At 60.2% G+C, this 11,546-nt stretch carries 9 protein-coding genes, 1 tRNA gene and 1 pseudogene; 5 read left to right on the top strand and 6 right to left on the bottom strand.

Going from position 1 to position 11,546, the window contains the following annotated elements; translation table 11 throughout:
• Nucleotide 1: 1 nt before the first annotated feature.
• Nucleotides 2-74 (bottom strand) — tRNA-Glu (locus AC3WMT_RS30525).
• Nucleotides 75-456: 382 nt separating this feature from the next.
• Between AC3WMT_RS30525 and AC3WMT_RS30520 the strand changes: the two genes are divergently transcribed.
• Nucleotides 457-1,215, top strand: coding sequence for a hypothetical protein (locus tag AC3WMT_RS30520; protein WP_177431482.1), 759 nt, complete (start codon nt 457-459; stop codon nt 1,213-1,215).
• A gap of 624 nt (nt 1,216-1,839) precedes the next feature.
• Here the strand turns inward: AC3WMT_RS30520 and AC3WMT_RS30515 are convergent.
• The 4 genes and pseudogenes from AC3WMT_RS30515 to AC3WMT_RS30500 form a co-directional block, all read right to left on the bottom strand.
• Nucleotides 1,840-2,703 (bottom strand): methyl-accepting chemotaxis protein, encoded by an 864-nt coding sequence (locus tag AC3WMT_RS30515; RefSeq protein WP_371919340.1) that lies wholly within the window; start codon nt 2,701-2,703, stop codon nt 1,840-1,842.
• A pseudogene (locus tag AC3WMT_RS30510) lies at nt 2,701-2,925 on the bottom strand (HAMP domain-containing protein); the annotation flags it as partial. The gene AC3WMT_RS30515 and the pseudogene AC3WMT_RS30510, both read right to left, overlap by 3 nt.
• A 990-nt stretch (nt 2,926-3,915) precedes the next feature.
• Nucleotides 3,916-5,316: an aminotransferase-like domain-containing protein gene (locus tag AC3WMT_RS30505; protein ID WP_103307381.1), complete on the bottom strand. Its 1,401-nt coding sequence runs from the start codon at nt 5,314-5,316 to the stop codon at nt 3,916-3,918.
• Nucleotides 5,317-5,503: 187 nt separating this feature from the next.
• On the bottom strand, nt 5,504-6,265 hold the full coding sequence (locus AC3WMT_RS30500) for an SDR family oxidoreductase (RefSeq protein WP_007917441.1): 762 nt from the start codon (nt 6,263-6,265) through the stop codon (nt 5,504-5,506).
• 239 nt (nt 6,266-6,504) lie between these two features.
• On the opposite strand from AC3WMT_RS30500, the gene AC3WMT_RS30495 reads away from it, so the two are divergent.
• The gene (locus tag AC3WMT_RS30495) at nt 6,505-7,509 is read left to right on the top strand and encodes an NADP-dependent oxidoreductase (RefSeq protein WP_103307380.1); all 1,005 of its coding nucleotides are present in this window, start codon (nt 6,505-6,507) and stop codon (nt 7,507-7,509) included.
• Between the two features lie 125 nt (nt 7,510-7,634).
• Here the strand turns inward: AC3WMT_RS30495 and pyrF are convergent, their stop codons facing one another.
• Complete coding sequence (pyrF, locus tag AC3WMT_RS30490; RefSeq protein WP_177431481.1) at nt 7,635-8,333, bottom strand: orotidine-5'-phosphate decarboxylase; 699 nt, start codon at nt 8,331-8,333, stop codon at nt 7,635-7,637.
• 295 nt (nt 8,334-8,628) lie between these two features.
• Between pyrF and AC3WMT_RS30485 the strand changes: the two genes are divergently transcribed.
• The 3 genes from AC3WMT_RS30485 to xopAW all read left to right on the top strand — a co-directional run bounded on the left by AC3WMT_RS30485 (nt 8,629) and on the right by xopAW (nt 11,380).
• Nucleotides 8,629-9,378: a response regulator gene (locus tag AC3WMT_RS30485; protein WP_064120678.1), complete on the top strand. Its 750-nt coding sequence runs from the start codon at nt 8,629-8,631 to the stop codon at nt 9,376-9,378.
• A complete protein-coding gene (locus AC3WMT_RS30480; RefSeq protein WP_103307378.1) occupies nt 9,378-10,427 on the top strand; it encodes a sensor histidine kinase in 1,050 nt (349 codons plus the stop codon). Before AC3WMT_RS30485 ends, AC3WMT_RS30480 begins: the two co-directional genes overlap by 1 nt.
• Nucleotides 10,428-10,534: 107 nt before the next feature.
• Complete coding sequence (gene xopAW / locus AC3WMT_RS30475) at nt 10,535-11,380, top strand: EF-hand domain-containing protein (RefSeq protein ID WP_103307377.1); 846 nt, start codon at nt 10,535-10,537, stop codon at nt 11,378-11,380.
• Nucleotides 11,381-11,546 lie beyond the last annotated feature (166 nt).

Here is an 11,546-nt window from a genome sequence, read left to right as displayed (position 1 = left end):
GCGTCCCCTAGGGGACTCGAACCCCTGTTACCGCCGTGAAAGGGCGGTGTCCTAGGCCACTAGACGAAGGGGACACACTACAACATTCACTCCCTGCTGCGCTTCGCTGTGTGCTTTACGCTGCAAGTGGCGCGCATTCTATGGATGGATTGGGAGGTCGTCAACCCCCAGATATAAATTTATTTAAATCAATGACTTCGACCTGCTTTACGGGGCCAGGCAGGCTTTTCCGTCGACCGACGATTGACGCCTATATTCCGGCAGTCGCCAAGACGTTATAGTCCGCGCACAGTGATGGCAATCTGCATATCAAGCGCCAGCATTCATATAAGCAGCACGCGGCCGATACAGATTGACCAGCCGATCCAACTCGTCGAGCGGTGCTAGGCGCCTAAATGCCCAGCCACTACACTCGCATGCGAACCCTATAAAGAGGTCTTACCGGTGACACCACTCATGATCACCCTGCTAGTCATAGCCGGGATCGCAATTCTGATCGCCATTGGCTACATGAACCATGTGGTGGAAAACAACAAACTGGAGAAGGCCCGCACCAAAGTCGAACTCAACGACCGCCTGCGCCGCTGTGGCGAACTGACCGAAACCTTTCCCGGCCAGTTCATGACCCCGGCACTCAAGCTGCTGCTGACCCGCCTGGAACTCAACGTCTGCCAGCGCCTGCTGAACCTTGAGAAAACCAGCGCAACCACCAAGGCACGCATCGGCGAACTCAGCGCACTGGTCGCCCAGGGTGAATCGATCCCCGTGAACAACCCGCCCGCGCCGATCCTGACCGAAGCCAAAGCCAAAGACGTACGCTTCCTCCTCGAAGCCCTGCACGGCCAGATCACCCGCGCCGCCCATGACGGCTTCCTGCCACCGAACGAAGCCAAACACTGGGTTCGCGAAGTCCGCCACATTCTGGTCCTGCTGCACATCGAGTTTTTCAACAACCTCGGCCAACAATCCCTGCAACAAAACCAGCCCGGCCAGGCCCGCCTCGCCTTCGAACGCGGCGTGCAATACCTGCGCAAACAGCAGAACCCGCAGATCTACTCCGAACAACTGCAATACCTGGAAAAACTCCTCGCCCGCGCCAACGCCCAAGTGATGGACAAAATTGCACCGGTAGAAGGTGAAGAGAACCAACTGACAGCCGGCCTCAAAGATGTTGAGGCGGATGCAGACTGGAAAAAGAAAGTGATCTACGACTGATTACAGATGCTGAAGAGAAGCCACCGAAAGGTGGCTTTTTTGTGCACTGAAAGTTCCGACCGCCAGACCCTCGCTGACCAAACCGCCCTCTTCAGGAGCAAGCCCCCTCCCACAATTTGAAGCCGGCTCACCCGCCAGAGCTTGGTCGGCTATCAGGCCGCCATCGCTGGCAAGCCAGCTCCCACAAAGAAATGAGTACACCCCAAACGCGGCGCATGCCGCCCCACCCAACACAATGAGCGTTAGCTCAAGTACCGCTCTTGATCTTCACCACTCAACACAATGAGCGTTAGCTCGAGTACCGCTCTTGATCTCAACGCCCGTCGGCAGGCTGAGTGGAGGGATTGATCCGGGGGGCAGACGCGTAGCGCCGTTCGACGAAGTCGAACACATCGAGAGGAGGTGCAGCGAAGCAAACCGGAGGCGATGCGCCCGGATCAATCCCGGAGCGAAGGAACCCGAGCCACAGCGAGGGCCGAACGTCAGGGCAAAGCCTTTTGGGTTACCTTTTCGGCGTTTGGAAAAGGTGACCCGCCGTAAGGGCGGAACCCTAAGCCGCCATCACCCAAAAAACGGATATACCCCCCAAACCCCAAGAACATGGTCGGCCCACAGGCCGCCAAGTCAAAGCCGAAAATGCCCAACCATCCCGCGCAACTCACTCCCCAACTGCGCCAGCTCAATACTCGAAGCCGCATTCCCGCGCATCGCCAACGAAGACTGATCAGCACTCGCGCGAATACTCGTCACACTGCGATTGATCTCCTCAGCCACCGAACTCTGCTCCTCGGCCGCCGCCGCAATCTGCTGATTCATCTGCTGAATCAACGACACCGCCGCCGCAATACTCCCCAAAGCGCTTTCCGTCTGCAGCGCATCACTCACCGCCAGCTTCACCAACTCACCACTGCTCTGAATCTGCTGCACCGACGAATGCGCCGCCGCACGCAAGGCACTGACCAACCGCTCGATCTCCTCGGTCGATTGCTGCGTACGCCGCGCCAACGCACGCACCTCATCGGCCACCACCGCAAACCCCCTGCCCTGCTCCCCGGCCCGCGCAGCCTCGATCGCCGCATTCAACGCCAGCAAATTGGTCTGCTCAGCGACGCTTTTGATCACCTCCAGCACCGTACCGATATTCTGGATTTCGGCACTGAGGCTTTCGATGCTGGAACTGGCCGACGTCGCCGAATCCGCCAATTGCTCTATCCGCGCCATGCTCTGGCGCACCACCTGCTGACCACTCTCGACCTTGCCGTCCGCCGTCTGCGCCGCCAACGCCGCTTCTTCAGCATTGCGCGCAACATCGTGGACGGTAGCGGTCATCTGGTTCATGGCCGTGGCCACCTGCTCGGTTTCTTCCTTCTGACTGCTGACCTCAAGATTGGTCTGCTCGGTCACCGCCGATAACGATTGCGCGGAACTGGCCAGTTGTTCAATGCCGGCCTGCAACCCGCTGACAATCGTGCTCAACCCCGCCCCCATCTGCTGCATCGCCAACATCAACTGGCCAATTTCGTCACGTCGGCTGACGTCTACTGTGGCACTCAAATCACCCGCAGCAATCCGTTGCGCGACTTCGATCACGCTGCGCAACGGCGCGACGATCAAACGCGTGATCACCCACGCGGCCAGCAGCCCGACCAGCAGCGCCAGCGCCGAAGAACCGAGAATCAGCACCGAGTTCTTTTTCAGCTCTGCCTGCATGGCCCCGTCTTCGGCGACGTAAGCCTGATCCACCCGGTCCATCACTTGTGCAGCGCGCTGATGCAGCTGTTCGTAAACAGTCTTTTCCTGAGCCAGCAGCCCGGTGTACTCGGCCAGTTTGTCGTTGAACCCGGCGATGTGCCCGGAGACTTCATTGAGCACCGTTAGATAACCCTCGTCCTTGACCGTGGATTTCAGCGCCTCGGCCTGGGCCTGGGCCTGCGCGGCCTGTTCGATATTGCCCTTACCGGCACTGTCGGCATCGCCCTTGCGGCTTTGATCTAGACGGATCCGCGCTTCATTCATCGCTTGTAGCATCAGCCTCGACACCTGACTGACCTGATTGGCCTGTTCGATGAACTGCGCGCCATCCTTGCCCTCAGTGTCCTTCAAGGTATACGCACCGTCATCGGCCAGCCCGGCCTGCAACACGTCGAGGTTGTTGGCTACGCTGGATACCGACCAACTGGCCATTTCCAGCGCCAGATCCTTGGCCTGGGTCAAGGAGACGAACTCATCGAACGCCTTGCGATAGGCACCCAGGGACTGTTCGACATCGGTCATGACCGGCACATTGGCCGACGACTGCGCTTTGAGTTCGTTGGCCTTGGCGATGAGCCCATCAAGCCCTTCGCGCAAGGCATCCGCGGTTTTCGGGTTACTGCGCAAGGCGTATTCCTGTTCGAGCAGGCGCACCTTGAGCAGACCGCTATTGAGCGATGACATCTGCTTGAGCCCGTCGAAGCGCTGACTGATGGTCTGCAGGGACCAGACGCCAATGGCGGCGACCAGCGCGGTCAACAGCAGCACCAGTACAAACCCGATACCCAGTTTTTTCGCCATACCGAGGTTGGCAAAACGTCCTTGCACGGCCGAAATCATTGCGCGTAGTCCCCCGCCATAGTCAGTTGACGAAGAGTCGCAATGGCCATGAACCAGCACAAGTCTCTGGCGTCGGAATAATGGCAAAAAGCTACGCCCGCGTCGTTTTCAGAACACTTGAGGTCGATCCACACCGGTATTGCGAAAAAACAGTCGAGCCCGCGGATCACAGGCGTAAGCCACGTTGATACGGCACCACTCGCCGGCCTCGCCACTGGGACTGAACGCATCCGGGGCCGATAGCTGTACGCCGCAGCGTTGAGCCTGTCTGCGCACCCCGGCCTGATCGGCCATCCGCGAACGCGCCCAGATAAACAAGCCACCGCAGGGTTTGCCGAATATCTCCCAATCGGCATCCTCCAGTGCCTGCAACGCCGCAGCGCGATCGGCATTCAGGCGCTGGCGCTGGCGCTGCACCAGTTTGCGGTAGGCACCCGTCGCCATCAGGCTGGCCAGCACGGCCTCGGCAAACCTTGAGCCACCCAGACCACTGACCATCTTGACCTGAGCCAGTCGCGCAACCAACTCGCTGTCGGCGTACACGAACCCGACTCGCAACGAGCTGCTCAACGTCTTGGAAAAGCTGCCCACGTAAATCACCCGCCCCTCATCATCCAGCGCGGCCAGACGCGTGCCATTGCCCGTGTGCAAGTCCGCGTAGACGTCGTCTTCAATCAGGCGCAAATCGTAGGTCTTACTCAATTGCACGATGCGCTGGGCCACCGCCGGTGTCAGGCAACTGCCAGTGGGATTGTGATGGTGGCTGTTGATGAACAACGCGACGGGCCGAAATTGCCGCAGCAGCGCTTCAAGCGCCTCGATATCCGGCCCGCTCGGTGTGCGACGCACTTCAAGCATGCGGATGCCATGCAGGCGCAACAGGTCGAACAGTGGCGCATAACCCGGGGATTCAACGACCACACAGTCGCCGGCCTTGAACAGGGTACGAACGATCAGATCCAGCGCGTGACTGGCGCCGCCAGTGCTGAGTAATTGCGTGCTGCGCGCTTCGATGCCGAACAGTTTCAGGCGTTTGACAATTTGTTCGCGCAAGGCCGGCAGCCCCAGGGGCGTGCTGTAGTTGAACAGACTGGCCATGTCGGTGCGCGCCACTTCACGCAACGCGTAACTGAGATCGTCGGGCTCGCGCCAGCTCTCCGGTAAGCCGCCAGCGCCCAGTTTCAAGCCGCCGGCAGCGCCGCACACCACATCGCACCAGGCATGGCGTCCCTCGAACGGCAACGATTCTTCCTCTTCGCTCTGCTTCGATGGCGATGCTGCGACGATAAAACCTGCGCCTTGGCGCGTGGTCAGAACGCCCTGCGATACCAACCGCTCGCAGGCCTCGACGACACATGACTGACTGAGCAGATTACCCTTGGCAATTTGCCGAACGGAGGGCAAGCGAGTGGCCGGCGGTACCCCGCTTTGCAAGATCCATTCAGTCAATCCGTCAACAATCTGCTGCACGACCGGCACCATTGCCTGTCGATCAATTCTCAATTCCATGAGCAAGCAAACTCCTGTCCGTTTTGCTGGCGGCAGTTAATCACAGCCGCGCCGCACAGGCTGTGCGACAACGCCGCCAAAAGCGACCGATCTAATCATTTGATACACATTGTTTAGGCGTTTAAGGGAACTGAACGCGGCCCATAAAAAAGCCCGCACGAATGCGGGCTTCTTCCAGCGACAGGGTTCAGAACGCGGTAACGCCGCCGTCCACCGCCAGCGAATGACCGGTGGTGAATGCCGCACCGTCGCTGCACAGGTACAGCACGGCGCTGGCGATCTCCTCGACCTTGCCGATACGCCCGACCGGGTGCATGGCGTTGGCGAACTCGCCCTTCTTCGGATCGGCCTCGTAGGCCCTGCGGAACATGTCCGTGTCGATCACCGCCGGACACACTGCGTTGACACGGATTTTCTTCTTCGCGTATTCAATGGCCGCCGATTTGGTCAGGCCGATCACCGCGTGCTTCGATGCCGCGTAAATACTCATTTTCGGCGCCGCACCGAGCCCGGCCACCGAGGCGGTGTTGACGATCGCCCCGCCGCCCTGCGCCAGCAACAGTGGCAGCTGGTATTTCATGCACAGCCAGACGCCTTTGACATTGACGCCCATGATCGCGTCGAACTCGTCCATCGAGCCTTCGGCCAATTTGCCTTTCTCGATTTCGATCCCGGCATTGTTGAAGGCATAGTCGAGACGGCCGTAGGTATTGATTACCTCGTCCATCAGATTTTTCACTTCGCTTTCGACGGTGACGTTGCAACGCACGAAGGTCGCTTCGCCACCGGCTGTACGAATCAGCGCCACCGTACCTTCGCCCCCGGCAGCGTCCAGATCCGCCACCACGACTTTCAAGCCTTCGGCGGCAAATGCCTGGGCGGTCGCCCGGCCAATGCCGTTGGCGGCGCCGGTGACTACGGCAACCTGACCAGAAAACGTCATGCTCATTGTTATGTCCTCGAACGGATAGATGCAGGGGAGCTTTTATGCAACACAGCATAGCCACAGGGGTCCGTAGGGCGTCAGCACTATCAGAGGGCTGTCTAGGCGCCCATGCGCCGCAGTGATAAACCCATGCCGGTGACTATCACTGCACTGGATCGACGTGCATTCGCCGCATCAGCCAACCTTGCGGCATCGTCAATGAAGGTCTATCAACAAGGCTTCATTCAATTCGAGTGCCTGCCATGACCAACCAGACCAATCGCCAGTTCCTGCTCGCCAAGCGCCCGGTGGGCGCTGCGACCCGCGAGACCTTCACTTATCAGGAAGTACCGGTGGGCGAGCCGGCGGCGGGACAGATTCTGGTCAAGAACGAATATCTGTCCCTCGATCCGGCCATGCGCGGCTGGATGAACGAGGGAAAATCCTACATCCCGCCGGTCGGCATCGGCGAAGTCATGCGCGCCCTGGGCGTAGGCAAAGTCGTCGCGTCGAACAATCCGGGGTTTGCGGTCGGGGACTACGTCAACGGTGCCATTGGCGTGCAGGATTATTTCCTCGGTGAGCCCAGAGGTTTCTACAAAGTCGATCCGAAACTGGCGCCGCTGCCGGTCTATTTGTCCGCGCTGGGCATGACCGGCATGACCGCCTACTTCGCTTTGCTCGATGTCGGCGCACCGAAGGCGGGTGACACCGTGGTGCTCTCCGGTGCAGCCGGTGCGGTGGGCAGCATTGCCGGGCAGATCGCCAAGATCAAAGGCTGCCGCGTGGTCGGCATCGCCGGCGGCGCTGACAAGTGCAAATACCTGATTGATGAACTGGGCTTCGACGGCGCCATCGATTACAAAAACGAAGACCTGTTGGCCGGGCTCAAGCGTGAATGCCCGAAAGGCGTGGACGTGTATTTCGATAACGTGGGCGGTGAGATTCTCGACGCCGTGCTGAGTCGCCTGGCGCCGAAAGCGCGGGTGGTGATCTGCGGTGCCATCAGCCAGTACAACAACAAGGAAGCGGTCAAAGGCCCGGCCAACTATCTGTCGCTACTGGTCAATCGCGCGCGAATGGAAGGTTTTGTGGTGATGGACTATGCGGCGCAGTACGCAAGTGCCGCGCAGGAGATGGCCGGGTGGATGGCCAAGGGGCAACTCAAGACCAAGGAAGACATCGTCGAAGGACTGGAGACCTTCCCGGAGACGCTGATGAAATTGTTCAGCGGCGAGAACTTTGGCAAGTTGGTGCTCAAAGTTTAAGGCCACCACAAAACAAATGTAGGAGTGAGCCTGCTCGCGATAGCGATCTGTCAAACAACGGTAATGTTGACCGACAGACCGCTATCGCGAGCAGGCTCACTCCTACAGGGTGTTGCGGTATTTGCTTAGGCGATTTCGGCGACTACCGAAGCCAATGCCTTGGCCGGGTCAGCGGCCTGGCTGATCGGACGGCCGATCACCAGATAGTCGGAACCTGCATCCAGCGCCTGACGCGGGGTCAGGATGCGGCGTTGATCGTCCTGCGCGCTGCCCGCCGGACGAATCCCCGGGGTCACCAATTGCAACGACGGGTGGGCGGTTTTCAGGGCCTGGGCTTCCAGCGCGGAGCACACCAGACCGTCCATCCCGGCTTTCTCGGCCAGTGCCGCCAGACGCAGCACCTGCTCTTGCGGCTCGATATCCAGGCCGATACCGGCCAGATCCTCACGCTCCATGCTGGTCAACACAGTCACGCCGATCAGCAGCGGTTGCGGGCCGGTGCGCTTGTCCAGCTCTTCACGGCAGGCCGCCATCATGCGCATGCCGCCGGAGCAGTGCACGTTGACCATCCACACGCCCATTTCAGCGGCGGCTTTCACAGCCATCGCAGTGGTGTTGGGAATGTCGTGGAATTTCAGGTCGAGGAACACTTCAAAACCCTTGTCACGCAGGGTGCCGACAATTTCGGCGGCGCAACTGGTGAACAGTTCCTTGCCCACTTTGACCCGGCACAGTTTCGGGTCCAACTGGTCGGCCAGCTTCAGTGCGGCGTCACGGGTGGGAAAATCCAGGGCGACGATGATAGGAGTCTGGCAGGCGGACATGGATGGGCTCTCAGGCAAGTCGAAATCGGCGCGCATTGTAGCGGAACCGGCGACGGCGCGGCACCCGATGATCGGTAAATCGTCGCCCCGGCCGTGATCAGCATAGCGCTCGCTGCTATTGTGTCGAACTCGATACACAACCGACACGCCGCCAACAAGCGCCCACGCTAGCCTCGCCAGCCGCAACACGTCCTTACATCAGCACTTCCCGCCCTTCGGCTGGACGCCTATGCTGAAACCACCACCTCGCAGCCCATCTTTGTGGTTGGCGGCCAACTGGCAGATGAACAGCCCCATGCACAACACCCAAACGACCGCAACTGATGAGCCCAAAGATGACAAGCGCTGGAGCATCCGTGCCCTGATCGTCGACGATGACGTGCCGATCCGTGAGCTGATGATCGATTACCTCGCGCGTTTCAACATCCACGCCAGCGGCGTCACCGACGGCGCGGCGATGCGTCAGGCGATGCAGGCCGAGCACTTCGACGTCGTCGTGCTCGATCTGATGCTGCCCGGCGAAGACGGCTTGTCGCTGTGCCGCTGGCTGCGCGCCGAATCGGACATCCCGATCCTGATGCTGACTGCCCGTTGCGAACCCACCGACCGCATCATCGGTCTGGAACTGGGCGCCGATGATTACATGGCCAAACCGTTCGAACCCCGTGAACTGGTCGCTCGCATCCAGACCATCCTGCGTCGGGTGCGCGACGATCGCACCGAGCAACGGGCCAACATTCGCTTCGATAACTGGCGCTTGAACAGCGTCCTTCGCCAGTTGATCGCTGACGATGGCCTCGTCGTGCCGCTGTCCAACGCCGAATTCCGCCTGCTCTGGGTATTCATCGAACGCCCGCGCCGGGTGCTCAGCCGCGAACAGTTGCTCGACGCCGCCCGTGGCCGCTCGATCGAAGCCTTCGACCGCAGCATCGACCTGCTCGTTTCGCGCCTGCGGCAAAAACTTGGCGACGATCCGAAGGCTCCGCAACTGATCAAAACCGTACGCGGTGAGGGTTACCTGTTCGACGCGCGGGACATCGGTTGATGCGGGCGCGCCTCGACACGCTGTTCGGCCGCCTGTTTGGCGTGCTGTTCGTGGCGATCGTCCTCGCGCACCTGCTGGCCTTCGCCTGGTTCCACCACTACGGCCCGCCTCCGCCACCACCTCCGCCGGAGTTTTCGCAAAACGCCGAGGGGCAGCGACCGCCCCCGGATCCGCGTTATCCGCCACGCCCGCCGCGCCCCTGGTTTGGCGGGCCGATCGTGCCGCTGACCTTTCAATTTGTCTCGTTGATGATCGCTGCCTGGTACGGCGCCAAACTGCTCAGCCGACCGATCCAGCGCCTCAGCGACGCCGCCGAGCGCCTCAGCGAAGACCTCGACAGCCCCCCTCTCGACGAGTCCGGCCCGCGAGAAGCAAGGCAAGCCGCGCATACCTTCAACCTGATGCAACAACGCATTCAAGAACAGGTCCAGCAACGTGCGCGCATGCTCGGTGCGGTATCCCATGACCTGCGCACACCGCTGTCGCGGCTGAAACTGCGTCTGGAAAATATCAGCGACGACAAGCTGCAAAGTCAGATGCGTCAGGACCTCAACGACATGATCGGCATGCTCGACGCCACCCTCACCTACCTGCACGAACAACGTACCAGCGAAGCGCTGCAACTGATGGACGTGCAGGCGCTGGTCGAATCGCTGTGCGAAAACGCCCAGGATCAAGGCGCAGACGTGCAAGTCAGCGGCCATTGCGCGCCACTGCCAGTGCAACCGATGGCACTGCGCTCGTGTATCAACAACCTGATGGACAACGCCCTGCGCTATGCCGGCCAGGCACGCATCGAACTGCAGGATCAGCGCGAGCAACTGCTGATCCGTGTGATCGATCATGGGCCAGGGATTGCCGAGGACAAACGTGAGGCGGTGTTTGAGCCGTTCTATCGTCTGGAAGGTTCGCGCAACCGCAATTCCGGTGGCGTGGGATTGGGCATGACCATCGCCCGGGAAGCGGCGCAGCGTCTGGGTGGGCAATTGAATCTGGAAGAAACCCCGGGCGGCGGCCTGACCGCCATCATCCGCCTGCCAAGAATCTAAAGATCTGTGTACCCACCGGTACAAACCCCACATACCCACGACAACTTGCCCCTTGAGGCTGCATAAGCCGGTACGCCCACCGGTTTACCGTCCAAGGAGTGAGCCCGATGATCGGTAGCGTCAGCAACTACACGAGCTATACCAGCACCAGCAGCACCACCACGCAAAACGCGCGCAGCCAGCAACTGCAAAAACAACTGTTCGCCAAGCTCGACAGCAACGGCGACGGCGCGGTGGATCAAGACGAACTCAACAGCGCTTTGTCGCAAAAGTCCGACGATGGTCTGCTGGTCAACCTGAGCAAACAATTCGGCGATCTGGACAGCGACGGCAGCGGCAACCTCAGCGCCGAAGAAATGACCGCCATGGCGCCGCCACCGCCACGAGATCAGGCCCCGAACACCGACCTCGCCGACGCCCTGATCAGCGCCCTCGACACCGATGGCGACGGCGCCATCAGCGGCGACGAACTGAGCAGCGGCCTCACCAGCGCTGGCAGCACCGTCGACAGCAACGAAATCTTCTCGGCCTTGGACAAAAACAAGGACGGCACCGTCAGTCAGGACGAACTCACCGCCGGCCTGACGCCACCGCCGCCTCCACCACAAGTCAACAGCGACGAACTGTTCAGCCAGCTTGATGCCGATGGTGATGGCAGCGTCACCGCCAGCGAATTGAGTAGCGCGTTGCAGGTTAGTGACAGCACCTCGACAACCAGCACTGATACCAGTGCGGCGCTGCTCAAGGTTTTGGATAGCGACAGTAGTGGTGGTGTGAGCAGTGATGAATTGAAGGCCGCGTTACAGGCGGGGCGTGAGCGTCCGTCGGATGAAGAGACGGCCAGTGCGCAGACCACGGCCGAAGCGCTGAACCGCATGATTGCCAATCTGAGTAGGCAGTATTCGCTTACCAGCGCCGCGCCGGTGGGCAAATATCTCAATGTTGCTACGTAAATGAATCTTGTGTAGGAGCTGCCGGAGGCTGCTCCTACATGGGAATTGGTATGCATCTGGGTTTGGGGGGCATATCCGTTGCTGCGGTGATGGCTGATTAGGGTTCCGCCCTTACGGCGGGTCACTTTTTGCAGACGACGAAAAATTTGGGTTTAGGGGGCATATC

The sequence above is a fragment of the Pseudomonas sp. FW305-7 genome, from assembly GCF_058786735.1.
The sequence above is the reverse complement of the archived record's forward strand: the minus strand, read 5'-3'. Positions and strand labels throughout refer to the sequence as shown.